This is a genomic window from Actinomadura sp. NTSP31, from assembly GCF_041951385.1.
Lineage (GTDB): Bacteria > Actinomycetota > Actinomycetes > Streptosporangiales > Streptosporangiaceae > Spirillospora > Spirillospora napierensis.
Window position 1 is genome coordinate 24,462 of sequence record NZ_JBGNUT010000012.1, and the last position, 13,269, is coordinate 37,730.

Sequence of the window (13,269 nt, forward strand, 5' to 3'; positions counted from 1 at the left end):
TGGTCAAGGGTGGGCGCTGCCCGTTCCAGGATCAAGGTCCGGGCGGAGGCATCGGGGGTGGCGTGGGAAGGGGGCTGGCGACGGACATACTTCGTGACCAGGGGAAACGGTATGACGGGACCCGGTTCTTCTCAAGAGCGCGACGCGCGGTTGCAGGGGCGAACGGTGGTGGTGATCGGCGGAAGCTCCGGCATCGGGCGAGAGACGGCTCGCCTGGCGCGTGCCGAGGGCGCCGATGTCGTGCTCGTCGGTCGTGATCCCGGACGGCTGCGGGAAGCGGCGTCCGACGTGGGCGCGGCGAGCAGCGAAGCGTTCGATGCGACCGATCCCGAGCGTCTCGAGCGGTTCTTCGAGGGCTTGCCGGGCCCCGTGGACCATGTGATGGTGACGGCTGGGAGCAACTACTACGCGCGCCTGGCCGACCTGGACTTCGCGCAGGCGCAGCGGCAGGTCGATGAGCACTTGTGGCTGCCGATCCGCATCGCCCGCGCGGCGGCGGGACGGATGCCGGCCGGGGGGTCGCTGGTGTTCATGGGCGGGACCGGAGCGCGGCGTCCGGCCCTCGGCCTGGCGGTGTCGTCGCCGCTGACGGTGGCGCTGCCCGCACTCGTCGCCGTGCTGGCGCTGGAGCTGGCACCGGTCCGGGCCAACCTCATCGCCGCCGGCTTCGTGGACACTCCGCTGTCGGCGCGGCTGCTGGGCGACCAACTGGAACAGCGACGCGAGCAACTGCGCGATTCCCTGCCGATCGAACGCGTCGTACAGCCGGACGACGTCGCGGAGCTGGCCGTGCATCTGATGGCCAACACCGCGGTGACCGGCGCGACCTACGACATCGACGGGGGCCAGCAGTTCGCCTCGCGTGCATGACCCTCGCTCGCCCGGCTTAGCAGGTTGGTGCTGGTTTGCCAGAGTTCGGCGGCCTTGTGCCGGTCGTACGACTCCTCGGAGGAACGGGCCGCCTTGCGGCCCTCGAAGTAGCCGCCGGTGACGTCGTTCAGTGCCGGGGCGGTGATGAGGCCGGCCAGAGCCTTGCCGGAGGTGCGTCGGGTGTGGACGTTGATGGGAAGAAGGGTCGCCGCCGGCAGGAGGTGGCGCCACACCAGGCGTTGGAGGGGGCCGTAGTCGCGGGCCAGGCCGGAGCCGGGCATGAGGCCGGGGTCGAAGGCGTTGACGCGGATCGTCGGGTCGCCGGGGACCGTTCCGGCTGCCAGGCGGCGGGCGAGTTCGTAGGTCGTGAGGACGTTGCACAGCTTGGAAGTGGTGTAGCGGCGACGTCCGGCCGTGGTGGCGCCGTCGGCGGACTCGGGCGGGTCGGCGAGCGTGGCGGCATCGGCGTAGTGCGGTGCGGGCATGCCGGTGCGCCGTTGGGGGTCGTGGGTGCCGCTGGCGACCAGGATGATCCGGGACTGTTCGGCGAAATCCGGTAGCAGCAGGTTGATGAGCAGGAAGTGTGCGAGGTGGTTGACGGCGAAGGTCTCCTCGAAGCCGTCTTCGGTGCGGGTCAGGCCGCCGACGACCTGGACGCCGGCGTTGCACACCAGTCCCCGCAGGGGCGGCAATCGCCGGGCGGCGAGTTCGCCGGGGAACCGGCGCACGGACGCCAGTGATGCGAGATCGAGCGGCATTCCCACGATCTCGTTGCCGGTCTCCTGGCACAGGCGTCGTGTCGCGTCTTCGGTCCTGCGCTCGTCCCGGCCCGCGACGACGACCAGCCATCCGGTGCGGGACGCCGCGACGGCCCTGGCGGCCTGGTAGCCGAGCCCACCGGTTCCGCCGGTGATCACCACCGTCTTGTCGTTGTTCACCGGAGCACGGGAAGGGTTCGAGACTGATCACGGACATAGTGGATTCCGGTAGTGCTGCTCACGTTCACTCCTCTGGTTCGCGGCGAGCGGTGATCTCAGCGACGACGGCCGCGCCGACGGCCTGGAGGGCGAGCACGAGCTGCCCATAGAGGCGGCGGATGTCGGCCTCGTTCGGTTCTAGTTGAAGCGCGAAGAAGAAACCGTCGGAGGCGGCCACCGCGAAGCGCGACAACTCGGCTGCGGCCGCGCTTGCGATCTGCGGGTCGTGGTCGAGCGCCAGGACCCTCTCCACCGCGTCCTGGAAGTAGCTGAAGGCGCGAGCCCGGACCGTCCGCACGAGCTCGCTCACCTGCGCGTCGCTCCCGTCGTCCAGGGCCAACAGGTAGAACAGCCGCAGGAAGCCCGGATGACCCGCCACGGCGTCGGCGCCCGCCGTCATCAGCGCCGCGACCCGATCAGCCGGATCGCCTTCAAGGCTCTCCCAACGCGGCAGAGCGGCGAACCATCGTGCGGCCCCGCGCTCCATGACCGCCGCCAGAAGCCCCTCCTTGCTGTTGAAGTGCCAGTAGATCGACGTCGCGGGCAGCCCCGTCTCCTTGCAGATAGCCGAGATCGACGTGGCGGCGTACCCCCGTGCCGCCATCAACCGCTCGGCGGCGTCCAGGATCGCCTCGCGAGATCGCTCGCCCTTTCGACTCGCCTTGCTCGCTCCACCGGCCATGAAGTCACTGTAGGGAGCGTTACATATATTCACAAGCCGGCGGAGCGACCGGGACGACGCCGCATCAGCTCTTGACGCCCCGACAAGACCGCCTCTAGTCTCTTGTCACAACGACAAGAGAGGAAAGCCGATGGAGATCGATGGCAGGCGGGTCCTGGTGACCGGGGCCTCCAGCGGGATCGGCTGGGAGACGGCGCGGGCGTTCGCGGCGGCGGGCGCCGAGCCGATCGTGGTGGCCCGCAGAGCCGAACGTCTCGAGCGGCTCAAGGAGGACATCGGCGGTCCGGCAACGGTGATCGTGGCGGATCTGAGCACGCCGGGCGCGGCCGCCCGGGTGGCCGAGCAGGCCGGGCCGGTCGACATCCTGGTGAACAACGCCGGCAGCGAGACCGGCGGCTCGGTGTGGGCGGTCGGCGACCGGCCGGAGGCGCGCCGCATGTTCGAGGTGGACTGGTGGTCACCGCTGGCCCTGATCGCCGCGCTCGTGCCCGGCATGCGGGAGCGCGGCGCCGGAGCCGTGGTCAACGTGACGTCGATCCGGCAGGTGCTGGCGTGGCCGTCGCTGGGCCACAGTGCCGCGGCGAAGTCGGCGCTCGCGCAGATCACCGAGACGCTCCGCCTCGAACTTGGTGGAACGGGAGTCAGCGTGACCGAGGTGATCCCGGGGCCGGTCGACACCGCCGCGCTGGGTGCCAGCCGTCTCCTGCCGGGCCTGGTCGAACTCCTGGACGACACCCTGGGCACCGGTACGGCGGCGGAGCTGGCCGGCCTGATCGTCTCGGCCGTCCACAGCGGCCAGGACCGCGTCTTCTACCCAGCCGCCACCGTCGAGCGGGCGTACGGCCACCCCGCCGAGTTGCGCGCCACGATCGCCGACGCGGTCGGCCGGATCACCCGCCTGCCGGACGAGGTGACCGACGGCCTCGTCGTGGGCCCGGACCACCCGATGATCACCGAGGCCAAGGCCGCCTGGGAGCACGCCCGCTGAGGTAACTTCCGTGGCATGCCACGCAACCGGCAGGACGTCGAGCGGGAGATCAAGGTCGCCGAGATCCGTCGCGCGGCCGTGGACCTCCTGCGGGACGGCGGCTACCCCGCCCTGTCGCACAGCGCCGTCGCCAAGGCCCTCGGCCTGGCCCGCGCCGCGATCTACTGGTACTTCCCCACCAAGGACGATCTGTTCGCCGCGGCCATGGCCGACGTGTACGCGCAGGACCTGGGGACGCCCCCCGACGACCCCGACGTCATGGCCCGGCTGCGGTGGGCCGTCGAACGCCTGACCGTCCTGCAGCCGCTCACCCACGCCCTCCACGAACGGGCCCGGCAGTCCGAGGTCGCCGCCGAGCTGGAGGCGGCCCTCCAGGAGACGCTGTGCTCGCGCCTGCGGGACCTGCTCGCCCCGCACGTCCCGCCCGACCGGCTCGACCAGGTCGCGACCGCGATCATCGTGTTCGTCGAAGGCCTGCTCACCCAGCCCAGGAGCACGGACGAACGCCTCGGCCTCCTGGAATTCCTCGTCACCGAACTCACCCGAGCCTGACCCCGCCGCTCTGACCCCGGCACGGGTCTTGGCCGCATCCCAAGCCCCACGTCGAACTTAGGTACCCCTATGCACGAATACGAGCCCAGCCCGTTCACCTCGATCCGCGACCAGGTCGCCCTTTACGAGGCCACCGATGGCCGGGAGGGCGGCACCCTCAACGGCAGACCGGTCGTCATCCTCACCACCCGAGGAGCCCGCACCGGACGGATCCGCAAGACGCCCCTGCTGAAGATCCGGCACCAGGACGCCTACCTCGTCGTCGCCTCCTACGGCGGCGCGGACGTCCATCCCGCCTGGTACCACAACCTGGTGGCCGACCCGTCCGCCCGGATCCAGGACGGCGCGGCCGTCCTGCGGCTCCGGGCCCGCGAGATCACCGGCGCGGAGAAGGCGCGCCTCTGGGAGGTCGCCGACGCCGCCTGGCCCGACTTCCCCGCCTACCGCGCGGCGACCCGGCGCGAGATCCCCGTCCTCCTCCTGCGATGAGGGCCCGGGCCGGATCCGGTCATCCCCTGGCCGAGCAGGGCGGGTAATCGTACGTTTGGGTTATCCAAACGAGCGATTGGACGGCTCATGGCCGACGGCACCCGCGAACGGATCATCACCGAGGCGCTCCGCCTGTTCGCCGAGAAGGGATACGCCGCGACCTCGATCGGGGCGATCGAGCAGGCGGCCGGACTGTCCCCGCGGTCCGGCGCGCTCTACACCCACTTCAGATCCAAGGAGGAGGTGATGTCGGCGGCGGTGGACGACGCCGTCCGCCTCGCCGAGACCGGTTTCGCCCTGGCGCCGATGCTGCCGCTGGGCGACCTCAGGGCCGAACTGACGCTGGTGGCCCGCGGGTCGCTCGTCCTGATGAACAACTGGCGCCACCTCATCCGGGTCATGACCAAGGAGAGCGACCAGTTCCCGGCGGTGATGACCGACGCGCGCACCCGCCTGTTCGCCCAGTCCTACGACTTCCTTGCCGGATGGCTGGCGTCCAAGGCCCCCGATGCGCCCGGCCTCGACTTCGAGGCGCTCACCGTGCTCTGGCTGGGGGCACTGGAGAACTACTGGCTGAGGTGCGACCTGCACGGCGGCCCGCCGTTCGGCATGGACGAGGAACGATTCGTCCGGCAGTGGGTCGAGTCCCTTCTGCTCGTCCTGGGAGCCGGGCGATGACCCGGGCCGGGTTCGACCTCGGCGCCCCCGGACTGATCGCGGACCCCTACCCGCACTACGCCTGGCTGCGCGAGCATGCGCCCGTCCACCACGACCCCGGCCGGGACCTGTGGGTGCTCAGCCGGCACGACGACGTCGCCACGGCGGTGCGCGACGCCGGCCGGTTCTCCTCCGACACCGGCGGCCCCTGGTCGGACCTGTCGGCCAACCCGTTCAACCCGGCGGTGAAGGTGCCCGGCGCGGTGGCCCGGGCGGCCCGGCGGCTGCCCGCGCCCCGCGTCCTGCTGACCAGCGACCCTCCCGACCACACGATGCTGCGGCGCAAGGTCGCCCGCGCCTTCACCCCGCGCCGGATCGCGGCGTGGGAGCCGCGCGTCCGGGAGATCACCGAGCGGCTGCTCGCCGGCATGACGGCGCGGCACGCACCGGTCGACCTGGTGCGCGACCTGGCGTCGCCGCTGCCGACCACGGTGATCGCCGAGATGATGGGGGTGCCGTCGCAGATGCAGGACCGGTTCAAGCGGTGGTCGGACAAGGCGATCGACGGCCTGCTGACCCAGGGGCCCGTCCGCAACACGCTGCACGGCGCGGGGGCGATGGCGGCCTATTTCGCCGGCGCCGTGCGCAAGCGCCGCAGGAACCCGCGCGACGACCTGATCAGCCTGCTGGTGGCCGAGGGCGCCGACGACGACGAGGCGCCGCTCGGCACCGGCGAACTCATCACGTTCTGCATCCTGCTGCTGGTCGCCGGCAACGAGACGACGACGAACCTCATCTCCAACACCGTGCTGGCCCTGCTGGACAACCCGCAGGCGCTGGAGGCGGTCCAAGCCGACCCTGGCCTGGCCGGAGCCGCCGTGGAGGAGACCCTCCGCTACGACGGACCCGGCCAGGGACTGCTGCGGATGACCAGGACCGCCGTCACCTTCGGCGACGTCACCATCCCCGCCGGGCAACGCGTGCTGCCGCTCATCGCCTCCGCCAACCGCGATCCCCGGCACCATCCCGACCCCGACGCCTTCCGCCTCGACCGCGGCCGGATCGACCACCTGGCCTTCGGCACCGGCATCCACTTCTGCATCGGGCACGCCCTGGCCCGCCTGGAGAGCACGGTGGCGATCGAGTCGCTGTTCCGGCTCGGGCTGACGCCCCGCGCGGCGGGCGAACCCGAGCGGATCAACAGCCCGGTACTGCGCGGCCTGCGCACATTCCCGCTGACCCTGACCTAGCGAAGTGGACGCGGTCTGACCGTTCGGGACCAGCCGGCCCCGGTCGGTGGAGCATGATGGTGGAAGATTGGCGACGCCCTTCGAGAACCACTACCGAAACACGAGGACCGCATGGGCGCACTGTTCGAAGAGCTCGACTGGCGCCCGACGCCCATGGGCGCCATCAGCCTGCGGCGCCGCAGGGATCCTCTCCTGCGCGTCGAGGTGTACGAGATCAAACTCGATGACGAGTTCCTCATGTCGAGCCTCTGGACGGCCGGCGAGACCGAACTCGCACGGCTCGGCCTGGCCGCGCTCGAGGGCACCGGTCTCGACATCGCCGTCGGAGGACTCGGGCTCGGCTACACCGCCGGCGCCGTCCTGGAAAGCCCCCGCGTGCGTTCGCTCGTCGTCATCGAGACGCTCGGCGAAGTGATCGAGTGGCACCGTGAAGGGCTGATCCCGCTGGGCGAGCGGCTGACGGCCGACGACCGCTGCCAGTTGGTCCAGGGCGACTTCTTCGCCATGGCGGAGGAGCCGGTCGGCCAGGAACCGCCCGGACCCCGCTTCCACGCCGTCCTGCTCGACATCGACCACTCGCCGAGCCACGTCCTCGACCCGCGTCACGCGTCGTTCTACCGGCCCGAGCCGCTGGGCAGGCTGGCCCGGCGGATCCACCCCGGCGGCGTCTTCGCGCTCTGGTCGAACGAGCCCCCCGACGAGGCGTTCACCGCCGTCCTCGAAACGGTCTTCTCCGAGGTCACGGCGCACGTCGTCGAGTTCCCCAACCCACTCCAGGACGGCACCGCCGCCAACACGGTGTACATCGCGCGCACGCCCGCCGAGGCCGATTCAAACGTACGGTCATGACCGACCGGGCTCGATCGCGGTGGTCTGCGACAGGACCGATCACCCGCCGGGACGCGGCCGCCGCCGGAATGCCGGCGGCCGCGCCCGGCGCGGGAGAGGGTCAGGCCGTCTCGTCGTCGGTCACGACGAGACGGGCGAAGCCGTCGCCGATCTCGGCGTTCTCGGGTGCGGACGCGACCACCTGGTAGGACTGGACGGCCGCCGCGGCGGTCGTGTCACCGGCCAGCGGCACCTCGAAGGAGGCCGACGTCGCCCCGGCGGGGACGACGACCTGCCGGGCGACCTGCGCGATGACCGGTGCCGCGCCGCTGGTGATCGACTGGACGTTCACCGTCACCGGGACGGTGCTCGTGCGCGACAGCGTGAGCGTCATCGTCGCGGTGCCCGGGCCGTCGCCCTCGGGAACGGTCAGGTCCCCCACCGACACCTGCGGCAGCGCCGACGCGTCCGCCTTGCCGGTGTCCGCACCGGTGAAGGCCAGGTCGGCGAGGTACACGCCGCCGGTGCCGCTCGCCGCGGAGACGCGGACGGAGGCGACCGAGGACAGCTTGACGCCCTTCAGCGCGGACGTCGGGATCCGCACCGTCCGCAGCCAGGTCTTGGGCAGCGGCGAGACGGTGCCGGGGAACGGGGTGAGCGCGTCGCTCACGTCCGACAGCCGGACGCTCTTGCTGCCGCCCTTGTCGTCCGCGACGGTGACGGTCAGGTCCGCCGCGGTGGTGGATTCGTCCAGCGCGGCGCGGAACGTCAGCGCGTCGTACCGCTTGACGTTCCCGGACTTGGCGGGGACGGCGGCGTTGACGTATCCGGTCGGGTCCGTCCAGGTGAAGTGCAGGACGGGCGTGGACGGCACGTTCGGCGCGTAGGTCGCCGGCGTCCACGAGGGCGCCTGCGAGGTGGTGAGCCGGGTCGCGCAGGACGGCAGGCCGCTCTGAATGGAGCGATCCAACATGCTCGCGCAGATCGCGCCGGTGGCCGCGCCGCCGACGGTGACCGAGCCCGGCAGCGAGGTGAACGAGGCGACGTCGGAACGTTCCTTCGCCGGGGCCTGGGCGACGGTGTGCACGACCGCGCGGCCCGCCGAGGCGGCGGTGCCGCCGCTGCCGTCGAACAGCGGGAGGAACGCGTCCTCACCGCCCTGGACGAGCCGGAAGAACCCGGCGATGTAGGCCGTGCCGACCTTGTACTGCTCGGCGGCCGACAGCCGGGTGGGCGCGGTGTTCCCGCAGACCGGGTCCGCGTTGTTGGACCAGTCGTCGCCCGCCGGGAAGTGCGCCGTCCCCGGCGTCCACTCGGTGTTGAAGAAGTTGTGGTCGGCGCCCATGACCAGCTGGGCGGCGCGGAACGAGCGGTCGCCGGCGTCGGCGTACCGGGTGTCGTCGTAGAAGTGCTGCCCCTGCTGGTTGGAGACGTCGCCGTCGCAGTACGGCAGCAGCACCGCCATCGGGATGTTCGGCAGCGTCGCCCGCGCGAAGTCGGTGGGCGCGAGCGGCAGCACCGCGTTGATGCCGTAGGGGTGGTCGCGGCCGTCGTTGAGCAGGGCGGCCTTGACCACGCCCTCACCGCCGCGCGAGTGCCCCATCAGCCCGATGTCGTTCATGTCGAGCCGGTTGTCGAAGATCGCGCCGAGCGGGCCCTTGCCCTTGGTGCCCTGGGCCAGCAGGTCCAGGTGGCGCATCACCAGCTCGCCGCGGGCGAGGGCGCCGCGGTCGTCGCTGTAGGGGTTGTCGGCCGCGTTGACGCCGTTCGCGCTGATCGACACGACGGTGTAGCCGTGGCTGGCCAGGACCTTCGCGGGCTCCTGGTATCCCTTGTAGCTGTCGATCGGCTTCTGCCCGGCCGGGCAGGGCCACTGGGAGTTCGACGTCGTCCAGGCGACCGGGTCGTAGCAGGCCGAGTGGCGTCCGTGCAGGAACACCACGAGCGGCCCCTTGCCCCGCTTGTCCGGCAGGTACGCCTCCGCGCGGATCTCGGCCTTGCGGCCGCCGAGACCGGACAGCTCCATCGCGGTGTCACCGAGGTCGTAGCCGGTCACCTTCACGCTGTACGGACCGGGATCGGCCGGGTCGACCGGAAGCTTCCCGCCCTTGGCGGACGGCGCGGGCGCCGGCGCGGCCTTGGCCGACTTCGGCGCCGCGGTCGACGGCACCTCGCCGTTCCAGGCCACCTTGACCGACGACGGGTCGGCGGCCTCAGGGGCGGCGGTGACGATGGTCAGGGTCCTCCCGTCGGGGGACTCCTGCGCCGGGCCGAGCGACCTCCCGTCCACGGCCAGTTCCGGGATGGCGTCGCGGACGGGCAGCGGCGCGTCCAGCCGGAGGGTCAGGCGGTGCCCGCCCTGGACCTTCTCGACCGTCCAGGACGGGGGGGTCGGTGCGGCGTTGACCGGGGAGACGGACAGGACGACCGCCGCCAGGGCCGTCACCGCCACGGCGGCCTGCCGGCCGCGTCTGTGCACGCGCATGCGGTGCCTTTCGAGGACAGAACCCCGAAACATCGTGCGACGGGAGGGTTGCACGATGTCAGGAGGGGTTTGTGAGGTTTGCCCTCGCATGGGACCGCACCCACCGGCGCGGTCGCGTTACGCGATCATTGCCGCCCCGTTAACCTCGCGACCGCCCGCCGGGGTCACTTGCCGATCCTGGCCTGCGCGGGGACGGCGCTCGGCTCCGCGGTCCGGCCGCCGGCGGCGGCGGGGCGGGCGGCGGGGATGGTGGCCGCGACGAGCGCGGACAGCAGGGCGATGCCGCAGCCGATCAGCAGGCCGGTGCGGAAGCCGTTCTCGGAGGTCAGGGTGTGGCCGCCCATGGTGGTGGTCAGCTGCGCCAGGACCACGCCCATCACGGCGGCGCCGACCGAGGTGCCCAGCGAGCGCATGAGGGTGTTGAAGCCGTTGGCGGCGGCGGTCTCCGAGAGCGGCACCGAGCCCATGATCAGGGCGGGCATCGCGCCGTAGGCCAGGCCGACGCCGCTGTTGATGACCATGAGGGCGAGCATGATGCCCCAGGCCGAGCCCATCAGCGCCAGCGACACCCCGTATCCGGCGGCCAGCACCAGGACCCCGGAGATCAGCGTGAACTTGGGTCCGCGGACGTTGGTGAGCTTGCCGCCGAGCGGGGAGACCAGCATCATCATCACCCCGCCCGGGGCCATCCACAGGCCGGCGGCGAGCATCGACTGGCCCAGCCCGTAGCCGGTGGCCTTGGGGAACTGCAGCAGCTGCGGCATCACCAGCATGGCCGAGTACATGCCGACCCCGACGAAGATCGAGGCCAGGTTGGTCAGCAGCACCCGCGGACGGGCGGTGCTGCGCAGGTCGACGATCGGCTGCCGGGTGCGCAGCTCCCAGGCGCCCCAGGCCAGCAGCGCCACGACGGCGGCGGCGAACAGCCCGAGCGTGGCGGCCGAGCCCCAGCCCCAGTCGGCGCCCTTGGAGACCGCGAGGAGCAGGCACACCAGCCCGATCCCCAGCCCGACCGCGCCGGGGACGTCGAAGCGCTCGCCCCTGGCGCCGGCGGGCACGTCGGGGATCAGCAGGAAGATCAGCACCGCGACGGCCAGCGCCAGGCCCGCCGAGCCCCAGAACAGCACGCGCCAGCTGGCGTACTGGGCGATCGCGGCGGCGATCGGCAGGCCGAGGCCGCCGCCGATGCCCATGGACGCGCTGACCAGCGCGATCGACGGGCTGAGCCGTTCCTGCGGGACGACGTCGCGCAGCAGCGCGATGCCCAGCGGCACCATGCCCATGCCCATGCCCTGCAGGCCCCGTCCGATGATCATCGGGACGACCGAGGACGACAGCGCGCACACCACCGACCCCGCCACCAGCGGAGCCGAGCACACCAGCAGCATCCGGCGCTTGCCCACCAGGTCGCCCAGCCGGCCGAAGACCGGCACGCACACCGCCGCCACCAGCAGCGTCGCGGTGATCACCCACGCGGAGTTGGACGAGGAGGTGTGCAGGATCGCGGGCAGGTCCGCCAGCAGCGGGGTCACCAGCGTCTGCATGATCGACGCGGTCACGCCGGCGAGCGCCAGCGTGGCGACCACGCCGCCCGCCCGGCTCGCGGGCGGGGAGGCCGTGGATGGGGAGGCGACCATGGAAAAGCTCCTCGTCATGGAGTCCGTGTCGGGTTCGGGTGCTTCGGAGGCGACATATGCATCATGCACTCGAAGTGCATCATACATATCATATGCCCGATACATATGCTGTGGGATGATGGACCCAGGCCGCCGCCGCGCCCCGGGTGCGCGGGCGGCCCGGCAGGAGCAGGAGGCACCGAGCATGACCAAGCCGACCCACCGGCTCGAGTACGAGCAGATGCTCCTCAGCCGGCACGAGTTGCTGCGCCACCGGTCGGGAGCCCTGGACCGCAGCGCCTACGTCCTGCTCAGCCGCATCCGCGTCCAGGGCCCGATGTCCATCAGCGAACTGAGCGAGGCGTTCGGGCTCGACTCCTCCACCCTCAACCGGCAGACCGCCGCGGCGATGCGCTCGGGACTCGTCGAACGCATCCCCGACCCCGAGGGCGGCATCGCCCGCAAGTTCCGCATCACCGCCAAGGGCGCCCGCCTGCTCGACCAGGAGCGCGACAGCATCATCAGCGGCCTCGACAAGGTCATGGCCGACTGGACCGACGAGGACATCGCCGCCTTCACCGCCTACCTGCGGCGCTTCAACACCGACATCGAGCGCCTCTCCGGACGCACCTGGCCGCGCCCGTGAAGACCTCCCGGACGTGCCGGAACGATCAGGGCGGGTAGGGGCCCCACGCGTCCCGCCCGGAGGTGGAGGGCCTGCGGCCCAGCCTGCCCGAGCGCACCTGGACGGCGAGGCTGTCGAGGACGATCCGGCTGCTCAGCAGGCAGGTCGTCTCGGCCCAGTCGTAGGGCGGCGAGCACTCGACGACCTCGATGCCGGCCAGGCCCGGTTCGGAGACCATCCGCACCAGGTTGAGCGCCTCGCGGGGCAGCAGCCCGCCGGGCTCCGGCCAGCCGGTGCCCGGGACGAACCCGGCGTCGATCACGTCGATGTCGAAGGAGAGGTAGACGGCCTCGGCGCCCTTCCAGGCGATCTCCAGGGCCGTCTCGGCGACCTTCTCCACACCGACGCGTTCGACGTCCCCGACCGTGATGACCGTGGTACCGCGCTCCCGGCCCACCTTGACGCCGGCGCGCGGCGACTGCCAGCCGCCGATGCCGATCTGGACCAGGTTGGTCGCGGGGGCGTTCTTGATGTTGGTGGCATGGAACCAGGGGGTGGTGTGCATGCGCTCGTCGAGGTCGGTCTCCTGCGTGTCCACGTGCCGGTCGAAGTGGATGATGCCGACGTTGCCGTCCAGATGGGGCGTCAGCCCGCGGACGGTGGGGAACCCGATCGAGTGGTCTCCGCCCAGGACGACCGGGAACACCCCCTCGGCCACCACGTGCGACATCGCCTGGCTGATCTGGTCGAAGGACTTCTCCAGGTTGCCGGGGATGGTGAACACGTCCCCGATGTCGACCATGTTGAGCTGCTCGCGCAGATCGACGCCGAGTTCGTAGCTGTAGGTGCCGAACAGGCCGGTGCAGCGGCGGATGCCCTGCGGGCCGAACCGGGTGCCCGGCCGGTAGGTCGCGCCGGCGTCCAGCGGGACGCCGAACACGGCCACCTCCGCGTCCCCCACGTCGTGGACGTCCTCCACGTACGGGCACTTCAGGAAGGTGCCGGTCTCGCCGGCGAAGTGCGGGATCTCGCCTCTGGCGAAGGTCGGGATCGTCCGGTCCCCGATCGTGGGAGCGGCGTCCAGCCCGTGGGCCAGACGCCGCTCGACCTCCTCCTGGTGCCTGCGGGCGGGCAGCTCGGCCTCGGCCCGCTGGGCCCACGCGCCCTCACGCTCGGTCTGCTCGGCCACGAACGCCTCCCCTGTCGCGTCGAGGGGGGCATGCAAGCGTTACCCGGCGAGCACCGGCGCA

13 protein-coding genes are annotated in these 13,269 nt (G+C 71.6%); 8 read left to right on the top strand and 5 right to left on the bottom strand.

Translation table 11 applies throughout. The annotated features are described in order from the left end of the window. The first annotated feature begins 111 nt into the window (after positions 1 to 111). Positions 112 to 870 carry an SDR family oxidoreductase gene (locus tag ACA514_RS21115; RefSeq protein WP_375042907.1) on the top strand — a complete coding sequence of 253 codons (759 nt, stop codon included), beginning with the start codon at positions 112 to 114 and terminating at the stop codon, positions 868 to 870. Here ACA514_RS21115 and ACA514_RS21120 read toward each other — a convergent pair. Both ACA514_RS21120 and ACA514_RS21125 read right to left on the bottom strand, forming a co-directional pair. Beyond that, positions 828 to 1,808 carry an SDR family NAD(P)-dependent oxidoreductase gene (locus ACA514_RS21120; protein ID WP_375042908.1) on the bottom strand — a complete coding sequence of 327 codons (981 nt, stop codon included), beginning with the start codon at positions 1,806 to 1,808 and terminating at the stop codon, positions 828 to 830. The two genes, ACA514_RS21115 and ACA514_RS21120, sit on opposite strands and share 43 nt — an antisense overlap. Before the next feature lie 64 nt (positions 1,809 to 1,872). After that, positions 1,873 to 2,529 carry a TetR/AcrR family transcriptional regulator gene (locus ACA514_RS21125; RefSeq protein ID WP_375042909.1) on the bottom strand — a complete coding sequence of 219 codons (657 nt, stop codon included), beginning with the start codon at positions 2,527 to 2,529 and terminating at the stop codon, positions 1,873 to 1,875. Between the two features lie 130 nt (positions 2,530 to 2,659). Here ACA514_RS21125 and ACA514_RS21130 point away from each other — a divergent pair, with 130 nt between their 5' ends. The 6 genes from ACA514_RS21130 to ACA514_RS21155 all read left to right on the top strand — a co-directional run bounded on the left by ACA514_RS21130 (position 2,660) and on the right by ACA514_RS21155 (position 7,314). Continuing rightward, entirely contained in the window at positions 2,660 to 3,517 is an 858-nt protein-coding gene (locus ACA514_RS21130; RefSeq protein ID WP_375042910.1) for an SDR family NAD(P)-dependent oxidoreductase, read from the top strand. Between the two features lie 15 nt (positions 3,518 to 3,532). Further along, positions 3,533 to 4,069 carry a TetR/AcrR family transcriptional regulator gene (locus ACA514_RS21135; protein ID WP_375042911.1) on the top strand — a complete coding sequence of 179 codons (537 nt, stop codon included), beginning with the start codon at positions 3,533 to 3,535 and terminating at the stop codon, positions 4,067 to 4,069. Positions 4,070 to 4,138: 69 nt separating this feature from the next. Further along, complete coding sequence (locus ACA514_RS21140) at positions 4,139 to 4,558, top strand: nitroreductase family deazaflavin-dependent oxidoreductase (RefSeq protein ID WP_375042912.1); 420 nt, start codon at positions 4,139 to 4,141, stop codon at positions 4,556 to 4,558. Positions 4,559 to 4,645: 87 nt separating this feature from the next. Then, the gene (locus ACA514_RS21145; protein ID WP_375042913.1) at positions 4,646 to 5,236 is read left to right on the top strand and encodes a TetR/AcrR family transcriptional regulator; all 591 of its coding nucleotides are present in this window, start codon (positions 4,646 to 4,648) and stop codon (positions 5,234 to 5,236) included. Beyond that, complete coding sequence (locus tag ACA514_RS21150) at positions 5,233 to 6,465, top strand: cytochrome P450 (RefSeq protein WP_375042914.1); 1,233 nt, start codon at positions 5,233 to 5,235, stop codon at positions 6,463 to 6,465. Before ACA514_RS21145 ends, ACA514_RS21150 begins: the two co-directional genes overlap by 4 nt. Before the next feature lie 111 nt (positions 6,466 to 6,576). Then, positions 6,577 to 7,314: a spermidine synthase gene (locus ACA514_RS21155; RefSeq protein WP_375042915.1), complete on the top strand. Its 738-nt coding sequence runs from the start codon at positions 6,577 to 6,579 to the stop codon at positions 7,312 to 7,314. Positions 7,315 to 7,414: 100 nt separating this feature from the next. Here the strand turns inward: ACA514_RS21155 and ACA514_RS21160 are convergent, their stop codons facing one another. Continuing rightward, on the bottom strand, positions 7,415 to 9,778 hold the full coding sequence (locus ACA514_RS21160; RefSeq protein WP_375042916.1) for a hypothetical protein: 2,364 nt from the start codon (positions 9,776 to 9,778) through the stop codon (positions 7,415 to 7,417). A gap of 164 nt (positions 9,779 to 9,942) precedes the next feature. Continuing rightward, complete coding sequence (locus ACA514_RS21165; RefSeq protein WP_375042917.1) at positions 9,943 to 11,415, bottom strand: MFS transporter; 1,473 nt, start codon at positions 11,413 to 11,415, stop codon at positions 9,943 to 9,945. Positions 11,416 to 11,599: 184 nt separating this feature from the next. On the opposite strand from ACA514_RS21165, the gene ACA514_RS21170 reads away from it, so the two are divergent. Then, positions 11,600 to 12,040, top strand: a complete 441-nt coding sequence (locus tag ACA514_RS21170) for a MarR family winged helix-turn-helix transcriptional regulator (RefSeq protein WP_375042918.1) — start codon at positions 11,600 to 11,602, stop codon at positions 12,038 to 12,040. A gap of 25 nt (positions 12,041 to 12,065) precedes the next feature. Here the strand turns inward: ACA514_RS21170 and ACA514_RS21175 are convergent, their stop codons facing one another. Continuing rightward, complete coding sequence (locus tag ACA514_RS21175) at positions 12,066 to 13,208, bottom strand: agmatinase family protein (RefSeq protein ID WP_375042919.1); 1,143 nt, start codon at positions 13,206 to 13,208, stop codon at positions 12,066 to 12,068. Between the last annotated feature and the right edge of the window lie 61 nt (positions 13,209 to 13,269).

Bases quoted from the DNA above. Each gene is read 5' to 3' on its own strand.
- ACA514_RS21115 (WP_375042907.1), top strand. From the start codon at position 112: ATGACGGGACCCGGTTCTTCTCAAGAGCGCGACGCGCGGTTGCAGGGG.
- ACA514_RS21125 (WP_375042909.1), bottom strand. From the start codon at position 2,529: ATGGCCGGTGGAGCGAGCAAGGCGAGTCGAAAGGGCGAGCGATCTCGC.
- ACA514_RS21130 (WP_375042910.1), top strand. From the start codon at position 2,660: ATGGAGATCGATGGCAGGCGGGTCCTGGTGACCGGGGCCTCCAGCGGG.
- ACA514_RS21135 (WP_375042911.1), top strand. From the start codon at position 3,533: ATGCCACGCAACCGGCAGGACGTCGAGCGGGAGATCAAGGTCGCCGAG.
- ACA514_RS21140 (WP_375042912.1), top strand. From the start codon at position 4,139: ATGCACGAATACGAGCCCAGCCCGTTCACCTCGATCCGCGACCAGGTC.
- ACA514_RS21145 (WP_375042913.1), top strand. From the start codon at position 4,646: ATGGCCGACGGCACCCGCGAACGGATCATCACCGAGGCGCTCCGCCTG.
- ACA514_RS21150 (WP_375042914.1), top strand. From the start codon at position 5,233: ATGACCCGGGCCGGGTTCGACCTCGGCGCCCCCGGACTGATCGCGGAC.
- ACA514_RS21155 (WP_375042915.1), top strand. From the start codon at position 6,577: ATGGGCGCACTGTTCGAAGAGCTCGACTGGCGCCCGACGCCCATGGGC.
- ACA514_RS21160 (WP_375042916.1), bottom strand. From the start codon at position 9,778: ATGCGCGTGCACAGACGCGGCCGGCAGGCCGCCGTGGCGGTGACGGCC.
- ACA514_RS21165 (WP_375042917.1), bottom strand. From the start codon at position 11,415: ATGGTCGCCTCCCCATCCACGGCCTCCCCGCCCGCGAGCCGGGCGGGC.
- ACA514_RS21170 (WP_375042918.1), top strand. From the start codon at position 11,600: ATGACCAAGCCGACCCACCGGCTCGAGTACGAGCAGATGCTCCTCAGC.